Source organism: Micromonospora sp. NPDC005806, from assembly GCF_042871425.1.
GTDB lineage: Bacteria > Actinomycetota > Actinomycetes > Mycobacteriales > Micromonosporaceae > Micromonospora.
The window spans coordinates 1-18,117 of sequence record NZ_JBIAIL010000018.1; the positions used below are offsets into that span (position 1 = coordinate 1).

Here is an 18,117-nt window from a genome sequence, read left to right on the forward strand (position 1 = left end):
ATTCCGAACCCGGAAGCTAAGCCCTCCAGCGCCGATGGTACTGCACTCGGGAGGGTGTGGGAGAGTAGGACACCGCCGGACAAACTTTCCAGTCAGGGTCACCCTTCGGGGTGACCCTGACTGCGTTTTCGGGCCGGTTCTGCCAGCCCCCGCCGCCGCCGAACGACCGCGCCGGCCTTTCGGAAAATGCCCGCGTACCTGCTGTCGGTTCTCGTACCGTCGGGACGGGACCGGCCCCGGTGGCGAGCCCCGCCGCGGTGGCGGGAAACGTGACATGGGGTACGTCTGGTCCATGATCGGGACGCACCGGTCCGGGTACCTGCTGATGGTTCGGCCGGAACTGACCGCCAGGCGTTGGCGGAGGCAGGAGTGGTCATGAAGATCGGAATCATCGGGTCGGGGCATGTCGGTGGCACGCTGACCCGTCGACTGCGCGCGCTCGGGCATGACGTGACGGTGGCCAACTCGCGCGGGCCGCAGAGCCTGACCGGCCTCGCGACGGAGACCGGTGCCCGGGCCGGCACCCTGGAGGAGGCCGCGCAGGGGGCGGAGCTGGTCGTCATCGCCATCCCGGTGAAGGCGGTGCCGGACCTGCCGGCGGGGCTCTTCGACGACAAGACCGTCGTCGACGCGGACAACTACTACCCTCAGCGCGACGGCGACATCCCCGAGCTCCTCGACCGCAGCCTCAGCTCCAGCCGGTGGACCGCGGACCACCTCAAGGGCGCCCGGGTGGTGAAGGTCTTCAACAACATCCAGGCGGTTCACCTGATGGACAACGGCAAGCCGGCCGACACTCCGGGCCGGATCGCGCTGCCGGTTGCCGCCGACGACGCAGACGCCAAGCAGATCGTCATGGCACTGGTGGAGGAGCTGGGCTTCGACCCGGTGGACGCCGGCACGCTCGACGAGAGCTGGCGGCAGCAGCCGGGCACCCCCGTCTACGGCACCGACCGTGACGCAGCCGGCGTACGGACGGGGCTGGCCGCGGCGCGGCCCTGAGGGCGTACGACGGAAGGGAAGCCCCGCCGGCGACGTGGCCGGCGGGGCCTTTGCGTGCCTGCGCTCGACGGGGGTCAGGCGGGCGGCTTGACGCCGCAGATGAATCTCGGCTCGGGGTCGTAGCGCCAGCTGAACTTCTCCCGCTTGATCACCTTGCCGTCCTTCCTGATGACCCGGTAGGCGTCCTGGGCGAAGCCCACGCTGCCCGCGGCGGAGATGCAGTCAGGGCCGGGTTCCAGGTAGACCGTTCGCGGCTGGGTGATGTCGCGGCGCGGGCTGTACTCGGTCTTGACGCTGTCGTAGATCTTGGTGCTCCAGATCGACACGGTGATCGTGCTGGACGTGTACGACGTGTCGATGAGGACGCCGTGCGGGGTGTTGTTGCGGAACTTGAAGTCGAGTTGCGGCCAGTAGATGGTCGACTCGATCACGGACGGGTAGCGGCTGAAGTAGAACGAGTGCGGCTTGTGCTCCACGTCCTGCATGCCGGCGTAGTAGGTGGCGTTGAACAGCGTCGTGGTGAACTGCGAAACGCCGCCGCCGACGCCCGGCACCAGCTTGCCGTTGACGATGGTCGGCGCATCCTGGTAGCCCTGGTCGTACCCGCGCTCGCCGGTGTGGCCGTTGAGGGAGAACGTCTCGCCCGGCTGCACGATCGTGCCGTCGACGTCCTTGGCCGCCTGGACGATGTTCTGGCTGCGCGGGGAGGAGAGGCCACCGGGGAACCGGGTGGTGAACGTGGACACCTGTTCCTTGATGCCCAGGTCGGCGAGCTTGGCCTCGGTCAGCTCCGGCTGGGCCGGCTTCAGCTCCGCGGTGACCGTCCGGCCCTCGGCCTTCGGCAGGACGGCGAGCAGGTCCCGGCTGAGCGTGGCGGTGTCGACCTGCTGGCCGGCCCGGCCGGGCACCACCGTCGGCTTGCCGCCGACGATGGTCAGGCCGGCGTTCCTCGGCTCCACCTCGACCTTCGCCAGCCCGTCGCCGAGGGAGTCCCGCAGTCGCTTGACGTCGACACGGGGTGTCAGCTTGCCTGCCTCGTCGGCCGAGAAGCGCAGGCTCCGGGCGATCGCCGCGGGCGGGATGGTGACCGAGCCCCGGCCGGTGGCGAGGGTGACGGGCGCGGCGACGGCCGGCCTGGCCAGTTCGGTGACGAGGCGGTCCAGTTCCTCCCGGCTGGTCGCCGGCCACTTCTCGATCAGCGGCACGCTCACCGGCTTGCCGGCGAGCCAGCCCGCCGTGATTGCGCCGACCGCGCCGTCGTGGTCCATGGTCAGTGCCGGCTTCGGGTAGACCGGCTTCGGGGTGGTGCCGGTGAAGATGATCGCCGGCATGGTCATCTCCCGGCCCTGGCCGCCCACCACCCGGCGCAGCACCGCGTCCAGCCGGGCGGCGTCGACGGTCAGCACCGGGTCGACCGTACGGGAGCCGAAAAGCCGGCTCACCGCGTGCGCCTCGGCGGCGGCCGCCGCCGCCACGGTGGCGTCCACGTCGACCGCGAGGCCGATGTCGGCGGGCCTCACCTGGAGGCTCCTCACCTCGGAGGTCTTCTCGAATGCGGTGAGGGTGATCGGGGCGCTCAGCGCCGCCGCCCGGCGATCCAGCTCGGCCCGTAGCGCCCGAGCCGCCTCGGCCCGGCTCCGGCCACCCAGCTCGGCGCCGAGCACGGTGGTGCCACGGGGGATGTCCCCGGCGTACGCCCAGGTGCCGGCACCCACGCCGGCGGCCAGCACGGCCGCGGTGATCCCACCGGCGAGCAGCATCCGGCCTCGCCGGTACCAGGCCGGACCGCCCGGCCGGCCGGGTGTGACGGCGGCCTCCGGCCCATCGTCCGGCCAGCTCACCGCGGTGACCTGCACCGTGGGCCGGTCGTCGGCGGGCGGGAGTTTTTCCCCGTACAGCGTCACAGCAACCTCGATCGGAAGTACCACGTGGGGATCTCTCTCGCCCACCCGGAAGACACCTACGGTAACCAACGCTCGAGCCGGTCGGGAGTCTCCGTCCGGCCCTCATCGGCGCAGCGTGTCGGCAGGTCGGCGAGGTGTCGCGGTGATCACCCGTCCCGGGTATCCGCCGGACCGCCGGTCGTGGCACGGTGTGCGGGTGCGGACGGATGAGCAGGGCCTGGCGTACGGCGGAGGGTGGCTGGACCGGGCGGGCGCGCTGCGTACCGACCCGGGGTGGGTCGCCGACCGGCTGACCGAACGGGAGAGCGTGCTGTTGCCGTTCTGGCAGGACCGCTGCCTGGTGTCGGCGGAGCGCCTGCCGGTGCGGTTGCCGGCGGTCGACGCGGCCGGGTTGCTCACCGCCGCCGACGAGACGGTCTTCCTCGGCCTGGACTCGGGTCGGGCGGTGTTCGCCGCCGACCTGTCCGGGCGGGCCGAGCGGGAGGCGGTGGAGCTGGCCGGCGCCGCCGAGGCGGTGGATGTCCGGGCCCTGGTGGGCGGGCTGGGGGCGGCCGACGCGGCCGTCCAGGCCTACGCCAAGGGGTTGCTGCACTGGCACCGGGGTCAGCGGTACTGCGGGAGCTGTGGGGCGGCGACGGCGGCGCGGGACGGCGGGCACACTCGCTCCTGCACCGGCCCCGGCTGCGGCCGGCTGCTCTTCCCGCGCATCGAGCCGGCGGTGATCGTGCTGGTGGAGGCGCCCGGCGAGCCTGGGCGCTGCCTGCTGGCCCGGCACCGGGGCGCGCCGGAGGGGTCCTGGTCGACGCTGGCCGGCTTCGTGGAGGTCGGCGAGAGCCTGGAGGACGCGGTACGCCGGGAGCTGGCCGAGGAGGCCGGGGTGACGGTGGCCGGGATGACGTACCAGGGGTCGCAGGCGTGGCCGTTCCCAGCGGGGCTGATGGTCGGCTTCCGAGCGACGGCGGCCTCGACCGAGGTCCGGGTGGACGGCGAGGAACTGGCGGATGCGCGCTGGTTCACCCGGGAGGAGCTGTGGGCCCGGGCGGCGCAGGGGCGTCCACTGGGCCGGATCGACTCGATCGACCATCACCTGCTGGGGTCCTGGTTGGACGGGCGGGGCTGACGGCCCGCCGACCGGTCAGCGGCCTCCGCCGGACGGGTGATTGGCGGGTCACCCACAGCGGTTTGTCAGCCCCCCGTTACCGAACTGTGACTTATCGCCGTGACGGCTACCACAAGTGAGACCCGATGGTCTTCGTGTCGTAATCGGGACGGTTTGTTCCGGACTTGTTGCTACTGGGATGTTAACCGTTGGTAACCGTGGGCGATGTCGCTACCACAACTGTGTTACCCGCCAGTAGCAAGGGACTTGTGAGCTGTGTCGCTTCGCGAGACCATCCAATCCGCGTACTGCGCGGCCCGTCGGCACAACGGTCGCCGCGCCACCCCGCAGCTTTCCCCGTCCCGAGTCGCGACCGCGCCGGTGACGCACCCCCGTCGAGGAGGACCTTGTGAGTGAATCGGAAGACCGCCAGGTGAGTGGCGGCACCCGCTGGCGTCGCTTCGCCGCGATGATGGTGCCGGCGACCGTCGTGGCCGGCGGCATCGTGTTGGGCATGACCAACGGCGCCATCGCCGCCTCGTTCGCCGTGTCGGGCCAGACCTTCAAGGTCGGCGCGTCGAAGCTGGAGGGCGACGGCTTCAAGCAGTACGGCGGCCTGGTCAAGGAGAGCGACGGCACGGCCCACCCGGTCGCCGTCTCCGAGATCGCCAGCGCCAAGCTCTACGACCTCTGCCAGTCGGTCAACGCCAGCATCCCGGGCGTGCCGATCGTGCTGACCATCAACGCCGGTGGCGGCGGCAACCCGGCGACCGCCAGCGGCCTGCTGATCGACATGGACTCCCTCGAGGGCAACGCGGAGTTCACCAACATCAAGATCGGCCGCGACGCGGGTGACATGAACCCGTCGCAGCCCGTCGTGCCCAAGTCCTTCGGCCAGAGCGCCGACAAGGTCGTCATCACCGACCTGGAGCAGGTGGCCCGCTCCACCAGCGCCGGCACCTTCACCCTGAACGGCCTCAAGCTCAAGGTGAACGTCGGCGCGGGCGCCAAGGAATGTTTCTGATCTGATGTCGAGGCCCGCGGAGGGCGCCCTCCGCGGGCCTCAGCCTTGTCTCACGCAGTCAGCACCGCCAGGAGGAGTACGTGACAAACGCCGAGACGCAGCACGCCCGGCCCAACCGGCTCGGGCAGGCGTGGCGTGGGTTCCGCCGCTGGCGGCGGACACGGCCGTTCTGGGGTGGGCTCTTCACCGCGCTGGCCGGTCTGGAGATCTTCGGCACCACGCAGATGAGCCTCAACGGCCTCACCTTCCAGATGGGCCCGACCGGTTTCCTCTCCTGGTTGATCCCGGTCATCCTCGTCGCCTGCGGGATGCTGCTCTGGTTCAGCCCGCCGCAGCGCATGTTCTACGCGATCGTCGCGGGGATCACTGCGGTCTACTCGCTGATCGGGGTCAACCTCGGGGGCTTCTTCATCGGCCTGCTGCTCGGCATGGTCGGCAGCGCGCTCGGCTTCGCCTGGGTGCCCGCCAAGAAGCCGGCCCCCGCCGTGGAGCCGCCCGCCGAGGCCGTCCCGGCCGGCGAGGAGGACGCGGACGACGACGAACCGGCCCTCATCGACGAGCTGCTGCCCCGGCAGCGCGAGGACGAGACGACCGGCGTCCTCACCGACACGCTGCCCGAGCCGCGCAACCCGCTGCGGGAGCAGGCCCCGGCGGAGCCGCCGGCCGGGTCCGCCGACACCACGCAGGTGCTGCCGGCCGTCCAGCCGGACGGTCCGGAGGGCACCGGGCACCGCGACCCGAAGCTGTACGCGATCCTGCTGGTGGTCGCCAGCGTCGGCGCGGCCGGCCTGCTCGGGATCCGCGGTGAGCAGCCCGCGATCGCCGCACCCGTGGCCTGCCCGACCACCACGACCGCCCCGGCGACGCCGAAGCCGACCGCTTCCGCCTCCCCCTCGGCCAGCGCGAGCCCCGCCGCAGCGGAGCAGAGCTCGGGCGGCAACCTGCTGACCGGCATCATCGACGGCATCACCGGCCTCTTCACCGGCGGCGACTCCGGCAGCGCCGAGCCGTCGACCGCCCCGACGCCGAGCAGCGCGGGCACGGCGGCGGCCGCGGCCGAGCCGACGGCGAGCGGCGCCACGCCCACCGCGAGCACCAGCACCAGCGCGGCACCGGAGCCGAGCACCAGTTCCTCGGCGCAGCCCTCCGCCCCGGCCGAGCCGGGCACCGACCCCTGCGCCGACCCGACACCGACCAAGCCGGAGCCGGTGGAGCCGGGCAAGCCACTGCCCAAGCTCGCCGCCGACCCGAACCAGCCGATCGTCGCCGATCCGCCCTCCGACATGACCGGCTCCAAGCTGACCATGACCGGGCTGCGGTTCGAGGGGGTCGTCGAGCTGCCCACCCGCGACGGCACGCTCAAGTGCCTGAAGTTCACCATGGACAAGGCGGTGACCGAGGACTTCACCCTCCTGGCCAGCGGTCCGGCGGGCAAGAAGCAGCGGTACGTCACCGACCGGCTCACCGTCGAGGGTGATGTCGCCTTCTATGCCACCCGCTTCGTCGGGTACCTGCTCGGCATCAAGATCACGCTCGACCCGGACCTGCCGTTCCCGGACGGTCTCCCGATCACCTCGCCGCTCCCGGTCACCTTCACCGACCCGTCGATCAAGCTGGCGTACGAGAACTCGAAGTCGCTCACCGCCACGCCGACGCTCAAGGTCGACCTGGCCTGACCCCGAATACGCGAAACGGCCGGGAGCCGGAGGGAAACCTCCGACTCCCGGCCGTCCGTCGCCCTAGAGCCGGGCCAGCGCCCGGCGCAGCGGGTCGAGCCCCAGCGAGCCGAGGTCGAGCGCCTGGCGGTGGAACTCCTTGAGGTCGAAGTCGGCCCCCTTGCGGGCCTTCGCCTCCTCCCGGGCCTGGAGCCAGATCCGCTCGCCCACCTTGTACGAGGGGGCCTGCCCCGGCCAGCCCAGGTAGCGGTTCAGCTCGAAGCGCAGGTTCTCGTCCGGCACCCGGCAGTGCGCCCGCATGAACTCCCAACCCAGCTCCGGCGTCCACCGCTCGCCCGGGTGGAAGCCGAACGGGTTGCCCTTCGGGATCTCCAGCTCCAGGTGCATGCCGATGTCGACGATCACGCGGGCCGCGCGGAACGCCTGACCGTCGAGCATGCCGAGCTTGTCGCCCGGGTCCTCCAGGTAGCCCAGCTCGTCCATCAGCCGCTCGGAGTAGAGCGCCCAGCCCTCACCGTGCCCGGAGACCCAGCAGAGCAGGCGCTGCCAGCGGTTGAGCAGCTCGGCGCGGACGGCGGTCTGGGCGACCTGGAGGTGGTGACCCGGCACCCCCTCGTGGTAGACCGTGGTCACCTCACGCCAGGTGGAGAAGTCGGTGATGCCCTGCGGGACCGCCCACCACATCCGGCCCGGGCGGGAGAAGTCCTCGCTCGGACCCGTGTAGTAGATCGCGCCGTCGCTGGTCGGCGCGAGGCAGCACTCGATCCGGCGGACCTGCTCCGGAATGTCGAAGTGGGTGCCGTGCAGCTCGCTGATCGCCTTGTCGGCGAGCGCCTGCATCCAGTCCCGGAACGCCTCCTTGCCCTGGATGGTCCGGGAGGGGTCGGCGTCGAGCGCCGCCACGGCGTCGTCGACGGTGGCACCCGGACCCGCGATGCGCTTGGCAACGGTTCGCATCTCGGCCTCCAGGCGGGTCAGCTCTGCGAAACCCCAGGCGTACGTCTCGTCGAGGTCGACCTTGGCGCCGAGGAAGTACTGCGACGCCAGCTCGTACCGCTCCCGGCCGGCGGCCTGCTTCTGCCGCCCCTGCGGGGCCAGCTCGGTGCGGAGGAACTGCCCGAACTCCGCGGTGGCGGCGGTGGCGGCGGCCGCGCCCTTGCGCAGCTCGGCACCGAGCGCCCCGTCGGCCCCGAGCCGCTCGGCCAGGCCGTGGAAGAAGTTGTCGCCATTCGGGTCGGTCCAGATGTCGCACTGCTTGGCGACCTCGACCAGCTGCACCTGCGAGCTGACCTGCCCGGCCGCGGCCACCTCGCGCAGCGTCCGCTTGTAGCTCTCCAGCGCCGCCGGGAAACGGTTGAGCCGGGCGGCGATGTTGGCCTTGGCGTCGTCGCCCTCGGTCGGCATGAGGTCGAAGACCATGCGGATCTCGTGCAGCCCGCTGGCGATCACGTTGACCTCGCTGGTGGTCTCGCCGGCCTCGTGCCGGGCGAGCTCAAGACCGAGGCGCTCCTGCATCGCCTCCTTGGCGGTCCGCTCGGTCTCGGTGTCCGGCTCGGTCACGTCGAGGTCGGCCAGGGTGCGCCGAACCAGATCGGCGCGGGCCTCGTACCCCTCCGGGGAGAGGTCGTCGAGCTGGTCGTCGTAGCCGGCGATGCCGACGTAGGTGGCGCCGGTCGGGCTCAGCGGCGCCCAGTCGGCCACGTACCGGTTGGCGAGGTCATCGATTCGTCCCACGCTGCGACCCTACGTGACGGTGCCGCCTCGTTGTCGACCGTGTTTGCGGTGTTCACGCCAGCAGATCGGCCGGGTCGAGGTCGGCCGGGAACGGCAGGTTCTATGGCCGCCGCCGGCCCGGCGCGGCCGGCGTCCTGGACCGGTCAGCGCCCCGCGGCACGGCGGTTGCTGTGGCGGTCGACACGAGGTCCGATTTTCGCGGGACTTCGTCGCACCCCTCCGGCAGAGTGTCAGGGGTGACGGCGGACTTCACTCCTGACCGGGCAGCGCTGCGAAGCTGGCTGCCCGGGTTTCTGGCGCTCGGTGTGATCTGGGGATCCAGCTTCCTCTTCATCAAGGTCGGGGTGACCGAACTGCACCCGCTGCACCTCACCCTCTACCGGGTCGCCACTGGTGCGGCGACCCTGCTGGTGGTGCTGGCCGTGCTGCGCGACCGGCTGCCCCGCGAGCCCCGGGTGTGGGCGCACCTGCTGGTGGTCGCCGCGTTCGGCGTCGCACTGCCGTTCACCCTGTTCGGCTTCGGCGAGCAGCGGGTGGAGTCGATGCTCGCCGGCATCTGGAACGCCACCACGCCGCTGATCGTGCTGCCGCTGGCGGTGCTGGTGTTCCGCACCGAGCGGCTGACCGTGCGCCGCGCGGTCGGGCTGGGGCTGGGCTTCGCGGGTGTGCTGGTGGTGCTCGGCGTCTGGGAGGGCGTCGGCGGGTCGCACTTCACCGGCCAGCTCATGTGCCTCGGGGCGGCGGCGTGCTACGGCGTGGCCATCCCGTACCAGAAGAAGTTCATCGCGGGGAGCGCGTACTCCGGGCTGTCGCTGTCGGCGGCGCAGCTGCTGGTCGCGACGGCGCAGCTGGCGGTGGTGGCGCCGCTGGTGGCCGGGGCGCCGCCGGTGCCGACCAGCCTGTCCCTGCGGGTGGTGGCCAGCGTGCTGGCGCTCGGCGCGCTCGGCACCGGGCTGGCCTTCGTGATCAACCTGCGCAACATCCGGGTGGCCGGGGCAAGCACGGCGTCCACCGTCACGTACCTGATCCCGGTCTTCGCGGTGCTGGTCGGCGCGGTGGTGCTGGGCGAGCGGATGAACTGGCACCAGCCGGTGGGCGCGCTGATCGTGCTCGTCGGGGTGGCGGTCGCGCAGGGGGTCCTCGGCCGGCGCCGGAGCCGGGCGGTGGTGGGCACCCCCGCCGCGCCGGCCGCCGAGCCCGCCACCCGCCGCTGACCCGCCCGGTCAGCGGCGGGTGCCGGCCCACTTCACCAGGCGGCCCGTCTTCCAGGTGTTGACCACCCGGTTCGCCGGTACGCCGCAGAGCGCGGCGCGTTCGCAGCCGAACCGCTGCCAGTCGAGCTGACCCGGGGCATGCGCGTCGGTGTTGATGGCGAACCGGCAGCCGGCCTCCAGCGCGCGGCGGATCAGCCGCTTCGGCGGGTCCTGCCGCTCCGGCCGGGAGTTGATCTCGACGGCGACGCCGTGCTCCGCGCAGGCCGCGAAGACCGCGTCCGCGTCGAAGTCGCTCTCGGCCCGGGTACGCGCCCGGTGCCCCCGGTCGCCCGGCCCCGTCACCCCCGCCGGCCGGGACGACACCATCCGACCGGTGCAGTGGCCGATGATGTCCAGGTGCGGGTTCGCGATCGCGGTGAGCATTCGCCGGGTCATCTTCGCCCGCTCGTCGTTCAGGCCGCTGTGCACCGAGCCGACCACCACGTCGAGGCGGGCGAGCAGCTCCTCGTCCTGGTCCAGCGACCCGTCGGCGAGGATGTCCACCTCGATGCCGGTGAGGATGCGAAAGCCCTTCGGCAGCGCCTCGTTCACCGCGGCCACGTGGTCGAGCTGCTTTCGCAGCCGGTCCGCGGTCAGCCCCCGGGCCACCTTCAGCCGGGGCGAGTGGTCGGTCAGCACCAGATATTCGTGGCCCAGCTCGACGGCCGCCAGGGCCATCTCCTCGATCGGTGAGCCGCCGTCGGACCAGTCGGAGTGGGTGTGGCAGTCGCCGCGCAACGCGTCCCGCAGCTTCGCCGCCGCCTCGTCCAGGTCGGTGCCTTCGGTGGCGACGAGCCGGCGCAGGTAGACCGGCTCCTCGCCGGTCAGCGACTCGGCCACGCACCGGGCGGTGACGTCGCCGACCCCGGACAGCTCGGTCAGCTTGCCGGTACGTGCCCGTTCGGCCACCTCCGCCGTGGGCAGCGCGGCGAGCGCGTTGGCCGCCGACCGGAAGGCCCGGACCCGGTACGTGGCCTCGTTCGCCTTCTCCAGCAGGAACGCGATCCGGCGCAGGTCGGCGATGGGATCCCGGGCAGTCATGCCCTGCAACCTACGCGCCCGCGCCGCCGGCCGCCGAGCGTGCGCGCGGGGTGTCGGGAGTGGACGCCGCTCAGCCGGCGGCGCTGGTCGTGGTGGGGGCCTTCGGGCAGCCGTGCCGGCGCTGCCAGGCGACCACCTCGGCGGCCGGGCCCCGGTTGCCGCCCTTGCGCCACGAGGTCAGGTACGGGGCCGGCCAGATCACGCCCCGCCGGATCCACCAGTCGTCGTGCCCGGTGCACTTCGGGGAGAGGCCGAAGTGCAGGTGGCACACGTTGCTGGCGTTGCCGGTGTGGCCGACCTTGCCGAGCGCCTGCCCGGCGTGGACGCGTACGCCGGCGTCGATCCCGGACTCGATGGCGCTCAGGTGCGACCCGTAGTAGCGGACCCCGTCGTCACCGAGCAGCGAGACCGACAGCCCCCCGTTGTACGGCCCGAGGAGTACGCGACTGCTGAACCGGTCCACCCGGCTCACCTCGAGGATCCGGCCGTCGGTGACCGCCACGACCGGCTCGCCGCAGTCGGCGAAGATGTCCGTCCCCGGGTACGCGGAGTGGGTCGGGTGGTAGGCGACGTTGCTCGCCCGCACCGGGAAGACGTGCCGGAGGTTCGCCGGCGTCGGGGAAGCGGCGGCGGAGGTCGGTGCGGCAGCGGACGATCCGCTGGGCTGCGCAGCGCTGGCCTGGGCGCTCGGACCCTGCCACGCGTTCCCCGGGGCCGCCGGGCCGCCGCCGTCCTGGGCGCACCCGGCGGCCAGGGCCGGGAGGAGCAGCAGCAGGACCGGGAACGCCGAATGCGGACGGCGGCCGATCGATCGCGAGCGCATCCGGTCATCCTGGCAGAGAAGTACGGTGGGGACGAAACGCTGGAAGCCGGCCGGGAACGGTCGCTCCGCGTGACGCCGATGGGGTGCACGGTCCGTGAAGGGAGCAGGGGCGATGAGCGGGTGGGACGCCGTACCCGGGGAGACCGGCGCGGGCCCGGCCCGCCCGGGGCCGCGTACCCCCTCGGGGCTCTTTCCCGCCGGGGCGCCGATGCGGCCCACCTGGCGTGAGCCCTACCCGGTCACCGGTGGCGGCGTCGCCACCGGCGCGGTGACGGCCTTTGCCTGGCTGCTGCTGTTCGGCCTGCTCGGCCGGGACGTGCCCAGCTACGCCTGGTGGACGGTGATCGGCGGCGGGCTGGCCTGGCTGGCCGCCGCGGCACTGGTCCGGTACGGCGACCGGGGGGTCGCGACCGGCGTGGCGATCGTCACGGCGGGGGGCTGGAGCATCGCCGCGGCCATCGTCGTGGTCCGCTGGGCGCAGAGTGGCGACTGGCCGCTCTGGTAACTGCCCGTGATGGCTCCGCTGCGTAGCGAACGCCTCTTGACGTACGTGCGGTGACGGTTCACGCTCGCGGTATGGCCTGGACCACCCCGCCGCGGCTCGACCCTGAGCGGAGCCGCCGCCGCCTGCAACTCCTCGCCGAGTTGGCCGGCGCCCGCGCGGTACGTCAGCGCGAGCGGCCGCAGCGGGTCCGGACCGAGCGTCTGCGCCAGCTCATCGCCACCCGCCGGCGCATCGCCGGCTGACCGACTTTCTCCAGGAACGGCCGGCCCTTCGGGGCGTTGACCGGTCGCCTGCCGACCCGACCGGTTAACGTGCACGCGTGACGAGTCGGCGTCTGCCGAGGCCAATTTTGGGGGGACCGTGTCGTACTTCGCTGCTGCCGTGGCGCGCATCGACGGCGGCTGGACCGCCGACGAGGTGAGCCTGCGGGGCGTCACCGACATCGAGGAAGTCGCCGACCGGCTGCGCGACGTCGAGCCGGACGCCGACCTGTCCCTGCTCTTCGTCGAGGCCGACGACACGTACCTGGTGATCCTGCGCCTGGACGAGGGGGAGGACCTGCGGATCTTCGGCTCCGACTCGGCGTACGCGGACGAGTCCCGGCTCGGCGCCCTGCTGGTCGGCGACCTGAAGACCTCGGTCACCGGGCTGGAGGACACCGAGGAGCCGCGGGCGGTCGCCGGAAGCGACGACGACGCCGAGCAGCCGGCGGTGGACCCGGAGGCCGACCCGGTGGGCGACGCGGACATCCTCGCCGACCTGGGCATCTCGGCGCAGAAGCTGCTCGCCCTCTGCGGCCACGAGGGCATGATGCCGGCCGACGTGACCGCCGAGATCTGCCAGGTGCTGGGCTGCGGGGACGAGGTCGAGGAGCTGCGTGAGGTCTGAACCGTCCGAGTCTGTGGTGCCCGGCGCCGCGGAACCGGCTGACGCCACCGACCCGGCGCTGGAGACCGTACGCCCGGGGCAGCCGACCCCGGGCCGGCTGGGCCGGGTCGGGCCGGGCGCGGACGAGGGGCTGGCCGACCCGGGTGGCGTGGGCCGCCGGCAGCGGCACGAGCTGTGGATGCGCCGGGCCCTGGAGGTCGCGGTGACCGGCCCGGACACCGCACCGGCGGAGGACGTCGACGCGGCCGTCGAGGACATCCCGGTCGGCGCGGTGCTCTACGGCCCGGACGGCGCCGAGCTGGCGGTCGGGCGCAACGAGCGGGAGCTGACCGGGGACCCGACCGCGCACGCCGAGGTGCTGGCGCTGCGGCGGGCCGCCGAGCGGCTGGGACGCTGGCGGCTGGACGGCTGCACCCTGGTGGTGACCCTGGAGCCCTGCACGATGTGCGCGGGGGCGATCGCCCTGGCCCGGATCTCGACCGTGGTCTTCGGTGCGTGGGAGCCGAAGACGGGCGCGGTCGGCTCGCTCTGGGACGTGCTGCGCGACCGCCGCCTGACGCACCGCCCCGAGGTGTACGGCGGCGTGCTGGAGACCGAGAGCGCGGCGCTGCTGCGCGCCTTCTTCCGCTGACCGGTGCTGCCGGGCTCAGGCCGGTGTCGGCGCGGGGCGGAGCAGGGTCTCCGCCACCGCCCGGGCGGCCCCGCTCCACGGCGCCGGGCGCAGGGTCGCCGGGTCGAGCCGGACGATGGCCCGGGTGCCCTCGGCGTACACGGTGTCGCCGTCGAGCGAGCGGAATCGGAAGGCGTACTCGGCGCTGCTGGTGCCGAAGTGCTCCAGCCAGAAGTGCACCGCCACCGGACCGGTGGTGGCGATCGGGGCGCGGTAGCGGATGGTGAACTCGCGGACCGCGTGGAACACGTCGGGCGAGCTGTCCCGGCCACGGAAGCCGTGCCCCCGGCTGGCCCAGTACGGGGTGAGCGCCCGTTCCAGCAGCACCGCGTACCGCGCGTTGTGCAGGATGCCGAGGGCGTCGAGGTCGTCAAAGTGCACCGTGACGTGCTCGACGTGACCGAACTCGACGACCGGCCGGTCGACGGTGGCGTGGCTCATGGGCGGCCTTCCGGTAGCAGGGTCGGGTCGGGGCAGAGCGCCCGCAGTCGGGTGAGCAGGCCCTGGCGGGCGTGCCGGTAGGTGGCGTCCGGGTCCAGCAGCCGGGAGTGCATGGCCGCGCCGATCCCGAGCGCGTCGATCTCGTACGCCAGTTGCGGGACGTCCACGTCGGCGCGGAGTTCGCCGAGGTCGACGGCCTCCTGGACGAGGCGCTCGAGGAAGGCGGTCCAGCGGCCGAACGCGTCGGCGAGCCGGTCCCGGACCGGGCCGGGGCGGGCGTTGTACTCGAACTCGGTGTTCGCGAAGAAGCAGCCGCCGGGGAGCACCCGGGCGGCGTAGAAGTCGATCCGGGCCTCGTGCAGGGCCAGCAGCCGCCGGACCCCGCGCGGGGCGCGCAGGGCCGGGCCGACGATCCGCTCCTGCCACTGCGCCACGGCCCGGTCGACGGTGGCGAGCTGGAGCGCCTCCTTGGACCGCCAGTGCGCGAAGAGGCCGGACTTGCTGACCCCCAGCCGGTCGGCGAGCTGGCCGAGGGAGAGGCCGTCGAGGCCGGCCTCGGTGGCCAGCGCCACGGCGGCGTCCAGCACCGCCGCGCGGGTGCGGTCGCCACGGGCCACGCGGCCATCGGAGGTCATGCCGGCAGCGTAATCGAAAAAAGCATGACCGGTCGTATTTATTTATGTGACCTGGAACGCCGGCCGCCCCGCCACCGGGTGGTGGTGGGGCGGCCGACGGCTCCGGACGGGTCAGGCGATGGCGGTGTCGAGGGCGACCTCGACCATCTGGCTGAAGGTCTGCTCGCGCTCGGCGGAGGTGGTCTTCTCGCCGGTCTTGATGTGGTCGCTGACCGTCAGGATGGTCAGCGCGCGGGCCTTGAACCGGGCGGCGATCGTGTAGAGCGCCGCGGACTCCATCTCCACCGCGAGCACGCCGTAGTCGGCGAGGGTGTCGTAGAGGTCCGGCCGGTCGGTGTAGAAGGCGTCCGCCGCCAGGATCGGGCCGACGTGCATGGTGATGCCGCGCCGCTCGGCCACCTCGACCGAGGTGCGCAGCAGCCCGAAGTCGGCGACCGGGGCGTAGTCGATCAGCCCGTCGAACCGCATCCGGTTCATGTTCGAGTCGGTGGACGAGCCGATGGCGGCGATGACGTCCCGCAGCTGGAGGTCCTCGCTGAGGGCGCCGCAGGAGCCGACCCGGATCAGCGTCCGCACGCCGTACTCGTTGATCAGCTCGTGTGCGTAGATGGAGGCGGAGGGCATGCCCATGCCGGAGCCCTGGACGGAGACCTCGACGCCGTTCCAACGGCCGGTGAAGCCCAGCATGCCGCGAACCGTGGTGTAGCAGCGGGCGTCCTCGAGGTAGGTCTCCGCGATCCACTTGGCCCGCAGCGGGTCACCCGGCATCAGGACCCGCTCGGCGATCTCTCCCGGCTCAGCGCCGATGTGCGTACTCATGGCAAAGATCCTGCCAGGCCGGGCCCGGGGATGCCGGTTCGGCGTCCGGACCGGTGGTCCTGTACCGTACTCGGCGGTGGCGTGTCCGAGTGGCCTAAGGAGCACGCCTCGAAAGCGTGTGAGGGTTTACGCCCTCCGCGGGTTCAAATCCCGCCGCCACCGCTCGTGAGATGCGAGAACGCCCGGTCGATCCTGACGGATCGGCCGGGCGTTCCGCTTCTGGTCTCATTTTTGGTCTCAGTTCGTGCTCAAGAGGCCGGTTTCGGGTCCGCTGTCGGGCTGTCCCATAGCTAGCTCAGCCTTTGGTCTGGCGCGGGTCACGGCTACGGGGGTAGGTGCTTTTCTCGCCGATGGTGCCGTCCTTCTTCTTGATCACGTGCTCGACGTCGCGCTGGCTGGCGGTCTGTCGGCCCGCGGCCTCCGCTTCTGCCTTGGTGTCGTGCGTCGTGCTTGCGCGCTGGTTGCCCTCGGGGCGGTTCTTCCACTGACCGTCCTCGTGGTACGTCTCGATGTCGCCCTTTGCCATGGGTCGTGGCCTCCCTGAGTTGCATGGTTGGTCACGAATATTTGCCCCGGTCACATCTGCCCTCAAACGTCCCGAGCCGGACGCCGCTCAGCCTCGGGAAGGGCCAGGCGTCATGAAACACGACCTAGTGTGCCGGGGAGGGGGCCTCGGGAGGCCGGCCGGCGGCGTGGCGGGCGTCGGCGAGGGCGACGGCGAGCAGGACGAGCGCGGCCACGACCGCAGCGGCCAGCGCCGGGACGAAATACAGGGGGACGGCGGCGATCGCCAGGGCGGCGATGGCGACGACCCGCCGGATGGAAAAGGCATCAGGATGAGCGGCCGGCCGCACTGCAGGATCACGTACGGCAGCACGAACGCCCACCCGCGGCCGATGAACGCGTACGGCAGCGAGGTCGACATGACCAGCAGCCCGAAGGCACTGGCCAGGACGATCCACTGGATCTTGCGGCGGCGAGGGTCGAACCAGCTGGTGATGTGCGCGGTCGTGATCCACAACCAGATCAGCGGCAGCGACAGCACCGGCAGGAAGGCCATCGCCCGCCACCGGACGACGGCGTCTTCGCTGATGATGTCCCGCGCGACCCGGCTGACCACCCCGGCCAGGGCGAACACCAACACCAGGTCGACGAACAGTTCCAGGAAGTTGGCCTGCCGCACGTCCTCGCGCCGTTGCAACAGGTCCTGACCGTCTCCACCGCCTTCCCGATGCCCCATACCGCTCATGTTCGCCCGCACGACCCGGCTCACCGCGCCTTGGACATACAACGTCTACACCGACGCCATTGGCGCAGTCTCAGGCACTCCCCCAGTCCCCGACGGGACCGGGGCGGTGCGGTTGCTGACGCGGGTCGGATTGCCGGAGTTCCCACTCCTCCGCCAGGTCGTCCCAGTAGTCCGCGGAGAGCCCGCGGCGGCCGTGCGCCAGCCAGCCGGCCGTGTCGCGTTCCAGGTGCAGGCCCAGCTCGGCGAAGGCGTCGATCCACGGCCCCGGCTCGGCGCCCAGCCGGGCGAGCGCGGCGTTGATCGGCCATTCGCCGCGCGGTCGGTCCAGCGCGCGGTCGAAGCACGGCCCCCAGCTCACCTCGCCGCCCAGCCACACCACCGCCGACTGGTGGCCCAGCCCGCCAGCGAACTCCGCCTCCAGGTACGCCACCGGGCCCTGCCGGGACCAGCGGGCTAGCAGCTCCGACAACTCCAGCTCGGCGCGTCTGCCGCCGCGCCGCGACCTGGAGTCGTCGCCGGCCAGGGACGGCGAGAGGACGAGCTGGAACGGCTGCTCCGCCGACGGCTCCCCGGTGGCGAAGTCCGGTAGCTCGCCGGTCAGCTCCTGGACCAGTTGCGGGGTGACCGGCAGCAGCGCGAAGTCCTGGCGGAGCGCGCCGAGGACCGCGTGGTCCAGGTCGGTGATCTGCTCGCGGAGCAGCTCGACGTCGGCCACCACCGCGCTGAGCTGGTAACTCATCCGATCCTCTCGGCGTCCACAGGCTGTGGATGGAACATGTGTACGACGACGGGTCAGTCCTTGGCGGGCGGCGGGGAGTCGGTCATCTCGAAGGCCATCAGCGTCGCGCCCACCCGCACCGTACCGGGGGCGTGCGGGGGTCGGGCCGCGTCGTGCAGTTCGGTCATGACCGCTTGCAGGCGACGCCGGGCCGCCTCCCACTCCGCGGGGGAGACCCAGAGCTCGGCGTCGACCGTGACGCCGGCGGTCTCCGGGGTCCGGTGGGCCACCCGGTCCAGCAGGTTGCGGGCCAGCGACTCGGCGAGCAGCGCCTGTCCCTCCTGCTGCTCGGTGAGCCACGGACCGCGTACCGCGCGGTAGCGGCGTTCCCGGCCGCCGCGCCGGCTGCGTACGTCGGCCAGTTCCACCAGGCCGGCGGCGTCCAGCCGGCGCAGGTGCTGGCTGGCGAGGGCGTGCGAGATCTCCAGCTCGCGGGCGAGCGCCGCGGCGGAGAGCGGCGCGCTCCACAGCAACGAGAGCATGCGCAGTCGTACCGGATGGGCCAGCGCCCGCAGGCGCGGATCGGTGGTGCTCACGGCCGCCATTGAACCGCATCCGGCCATCGGACCGACACCC

20 protein-coding genes and 1 tRNA gene are annotated in these 18,117 nt (G+C 72.3%); 10 read left to right on the forward strand and 11 right to left on the reverse strand.

All coding sequences use genetic code 11. The annotated features are described in order from the left end of the window. Window positions 1-375 precede the first annotated feature (375 nt). Window positions 376-1,002 (forward strand): NADPH-dependent F420 reductase, encoded by a 627-nt coding sequence (locus tag ACFYOS_RS19435; protein ID WP_387143151.1) that lies wholly within the window; start codon window positions 376-378, stop codon window positions 1,000-1,002. A gap of 74 nt (window positions 1,003-1,076) precedes the next feature. Here the strand turns inward: ACFYOS_RS19435 and ACFYOS_RS19440 are convergent, their stop codons facing one another. Then, a complete protein-coding gene (locus ACFYOS_RS19440) occupies window positions 1,077-2,906 on the reverse strand; it encodes a VanW family protein (RefSeq protein ID WP_387143154.1) in 1,830 nt (609 codons plus the stop codon). A gap of 196 nt (window positions 2,907-3,102) precedes the next feature. On the opposite strand from ACFYOS_RS19440, the gene nudC reads away from it, so the two are divergent. The 3 genes from nudC (at window position 3,103) to ACFYOS_RS19455 (ending at window position 6,705) form a co-directional block, all read left to right on the forward strand. Beyond that, entirely contained in the window at window positions 3,103-4,026 is a 924-nt protein-coding gene (nudC, locus tag ACFYOS_RS19445; RefSeq protein ID WP_387143157.1) for an NAD(+) diphosphatase, read from the forward strand. Window positions 4,027-4,474: 448 nt separating this feature from the next. Further along, window positions 4,475-5,029, forward strand: a complete 555-nt coding sequence (locus tag ACFYOS_RS19450; RefSeq protein WP_387143476.1) for a DUF6230 family protein — start codon at window positions 4,475-4,477, stop codon at window positions 5,027-5,029. Between the two features lie 80 nt (window positions 5,030-5,109). Continuing rightward, complete coding sequence (locus tag ACFYOS_RS19455; protein ID WP_387143160.1) at window positions 5,110-6,705, forward strand: DUF6114 domain-containing protein; 1,596 nt, start codon at window positions 5,110-5,112, stop codon at window positions 6,703-6,705. A gap of 63 nt (window positions 6,706-6,768) precedes the next feature. On the opposite strand, the gene ACFYOS_RS19460 is transcribed toward ACFYOS_RS19455, so the two are convergent. After that, complete coding sequence (locus tag ACFYOS_RS19460) at window positions 6,769-8,439, reverse strand: DUF885 domain-containing protein (RefSeq protein WP_387143163.1); 1,671 nt, start codon at window positions 8,437-8,439, stop codon at window positions 6,769-6,771. A 236-nt stretch (window positions 8,440-8,675) separates the two neighbouring features. Here ACFYOS_RS19460 and ACFYOS_RS19465 point away from each other — a divergent pair, with 236 nt between their 5' ends. Beyond that, on the forward strand, window positions 8,676-9,653 hold the full coding sequence (locus ACFYOS_RS19465; RefSeq protein WP_387143166.1) for a DMT family transporter: 978 nt from the start codon (window positions 8,676-8,678) through the stop codon (window positions 9,651-9,653). Window positions 9,654-9,662: 9 nt separating this feature from the next. Here ACFYOS_RS19465 and ACFYOS_RS19470 read toward each other — a convergent pair whose 3' ends face one another. Both ACFYOS_RS19470 and ACFYOS_RS19475 read right to left on the reverse strand, forming a co-directional pair. Continuing rightward, window positions 9,663-10,733 carry a PHP domain-containing protein gene (locus tag ACFYOS_RS19470; protein ID WP_387143169.1) on the reverse strand — a complete coding sequence of 357 codons (1,071 nt, stop codon included), beginning with the start codon at window positions 10,731-10,733 and terminating at the stop codon, window positions 9,663-9,665. A 70-nt stretch (window positions 10,734-10,803) separates the two neighbouring features. Next, a complete protein-coding gene (locus ACFYOS_RS19475) occupies window positions 10,804-11,556 on the reverse strand; it encodes a M23 family metallopeptidase (RefSeq protein WP_387143172.1) in 753 nt (250 codons plus the stop codon). Window positions 11,557-11,668: 112 nt separating this feature from the next. Here ACFYOS_RS19475 and ACFYOS_RS19480 point away from each other — a divergent pair, with 112 nt between their 5' ends. The 4 genes from ACFYOS_RS19480 (at window position 11,669) to ACFYOS_RS19495 (ending at window position 13,580) form a co-directional block, all read left to right on the forward strand. Next, window positions 11,669-12,061 (forward strand): hypothetical protein, encoded by a 393-nt coding sequence (locus ACFYOS_RS19480; protein WP_387143175.1) that lies wholly within the window; start codon window positions 11,669-11,671, stop codon window positions 12,059-12,061. Window positions 12,062-12,132: 71 nt separating this feature from the next. Beyond that, complete coding sequence (locus tag ACFYOS_RS19485; protein ID WP_387143178.1) at window positions 12,133-12,303, forward strand: hypothetical protein; 171 nt, start codon at window positions 12,133-12,135, stop codon at window positions 12,301-12,303. A 118-nt stretch (window positions 12,304-12,421) separates the two neighbouring features. Continuing rightward, a complete protein-coding gene (locus tag ACFYOS_RS19490) occupies window positions 12,422-12,949 on the forward strand; it encodes a tRNA adenosine deaminase-associated protein (RefSeq protein ID WP_387143180.1) in 528 nt (175 codons plus the stop codon). A 178-nt stretch (window positions 12,950-13,127) separates the two neighbouring features. Beyond that, window positions 13,128-13,580: a nucleoside deaminase gene (locus tag ACFYOS_RS19495; RefSeq protein WP_387143479.1), complete on the forward strand. Its 453-nt coding sequence runs from the start codon at window positions 13,128-13,130 to the stop codon at window positions 13,578-13,580. Between the two features lie 15 nt (window positions 13,581-13,595). Here ACFYOS_RS19495 and ACFYOS_RS19500 read toward each other — a convergent pair whose 3' ends face one another. From ACFYOS_RS19500 to deoD, 3 genes are all read right to left on the reverse strand, one after another. Beyond that, window positions 13,596-14,060, reverse strand: coding sequence for an acyl-CoA thioesterase (locus ACFYOS_RS19500; protein ID WP_387143183.1), 465 nt, complete (start codon window positions 14,058-14,060; stop codon window positions 13,596-13,598). Further along, entirely contained in the window at window positions 14,057-14,695 is a 639-nt protein-coding gene (locus ACFYOS_RS19505; RefSeq protein WP_387143186.1) for a TetR family transcriptional regulator C-terminal domain-containing protein, read from the reverse strand. The genes ACFYOS_RS19500 and ACFYOS_RS19505 overlap by 4 nt, the downstream gene beginning before the upstream one ends. A 111-nt stretch (window positions 14,696-14,806) precedes the next feature. Next, window positions 14,807-15,514, reverse strand: a complete 708-nt coding sequence (deoD, locus tag ACFYOS_RS19510; protein WP_387143189.1) for a purine-nucleoside phosphorylase — start codon at window positions 15,512-15,514, stop codon at window positions 14,807-14,809. Between the two features lie 75 nt (window positions 15,515-15,589). Between deoD and ACFYOS_RS19515 the strand changes: the two genes are divergently transcribed. After that, window positions 15,590-15,676: transfer RNA gene (locus tag ACFYOS_RS19515), tRNA-Ser, on the forward strand. A gap of 133 nt (window positions 15,677-15,809) precedes the next feature. On the opposite strand, the gene ACFYOS_RS19520 is transcribed toward ACFYOS_RS19515, so the two are convergent. The 4 genes from ACFYOS_RS19520 to ACFYOS_RS19535 form a co-directional block, all read right to left on the reverse strand. Continuing rightward, on the reverse strand, window positions 15,810-16,040 hold the full coding sequence (locus tag ACFYOS_RS19520; RefSeq protein ID WP_387143192.1) for a DUF2188 domain-containing protein: 231 nt from the start codon (window positions 16,038-16,040) through the stop codon (window positions 15,810-15,812). Window positions 16,041-16,127: 87 nt separating this feature from the next. Continuing rightward, a complete protein-coding gene (locus ACFYOS_RS19525) occupies window positions 16,128-16,787 on the reverse strand; it encodes a low temperature requirement protein A (RefSeq protein WP_387143196.1) in 660 nt (219 codons plus the stop codon). Window positions 16,788-16,833: 46 nt separating this feature from the next. After that, on the reverse strand, window positions 16,834-17,502 hold the full coding sequence (locus ACFYOS_RS19530) for a hypothetical protein (RefSeq protein ID WP_387143199.1): 669 nt from the start codon (window positions 17,500-17,502) through the stop codon (window positions 16,834-16,836). Window positions 17,503-17,555: 53 nt separating this feature from the next. Continuing rightward, window positions 17,556-18,077, reverse strand: a complete 522-nt coding sequence (locus ACFYOS_RS19535; protein ID WP_387143202.1) for an ArsR/SmtB family transcription factor — start codon at window positions 18,075-18,077, stop codon at window positions 17,556-17,558. Between the last annotated feature and the right edge of the window lie 40 nt (window positions 18,078-18,117).

What these genes read in the sequence shown, in the direction of transcription:
- ACFYOS_RS19435 (WP_387143151.1), top strand. Translation starts at nt 376, where the DNA reads ATGAAGATCGGAATCATCGGGTCGGGGCATGTCGGTGGCACGCTGACC.
- ACFYOS_RS19450 (WP_387143476.1), top strand. Translation starts at nt 4,475, where the DNA reads ATGATGGTGCCGGCGACCGTCGTGGCCGGCGGCATCGTGTTGGGCATG.
- ACFYOS_RS19470 (WP_387143169.1), bottom strand. Translation starts at nt 10,733, where the DNA reads ATGACTGCCCGGGATCCCATCGCCGACCTGCGCCGGATCGCGTTCCTG.
- ACFYOS_RS19475 (WP_387143172.1), bottom strand. Translation starts at nt 11,556, where the DNA reads ATGCGCTCGCGATCGATCGGCCGCCGTCCGCATTCGGCGTTCCCGGTC.
- ACFYOS_RS19480 (WP_387143175.1), top strand. Translation starts at nt 11,669, where the DNA reads ATGAGCGGGTGGGACGCCGTACCCGGGGAGACCGGCGCGGGCCCGGCC.
- ACFYOS_RS19485 (WP_387143178.1), top strand. Translation starts at nt 12,133, where the DNA reads ATGGCCTGGACCACCCCGCCGCGGCTCGACCCTGAGCGGAGCCGCCGC.
- ACFYOS_RS19495 (WP_387143479.1), top strand. Translation starts at nt 13,128, where the DNA reads ATGCGCCGGGCCCTGGAGGTCGCGGTGACCGGCCCGGACACCGCACCG.
- ACFYOS_RS19500 (WP_387143183.1), bottom strand. Translation starts at nt 14,060, where the DNA reads ATGAGCCACGCCACCGTCGACCGGCCGGTCGTCGAGTTCGGTCACGTC.
- ACFYOS_RS19505 (WP_387143186.1), bottom strand. Translation starts at nt 14,695, where the DNA reads ATGACCTCCGATGGCCGCGTGGCCCGTGGCGACCGCACCCGCGCGGCG.
- deoD (WP_387143189.1), bottom strand. Translation starts at nt 15,514, where the DNA reads ATGAGTACGCACATCGGCGCTGAGCCGGGAGAGATCGCCGAGCGGGTC.
- ACFYOS_RS19520 (WP_387143192.1), bottom strand. Translation starts at nt 16,040, where the DNA reads ATGGCAAAGGGCGACATCGAGACGTACCACGAGGACGGTCAGTGGAAG.
- ACFYOS_RS19530 (WP_387143199.1), bottom strand. Translation starts at nt 17,502, where the DNA reads ATGAGTTACCAGCTCAGCGCGGTGGTGGCCGACGTCGAGCTGCTCCGC.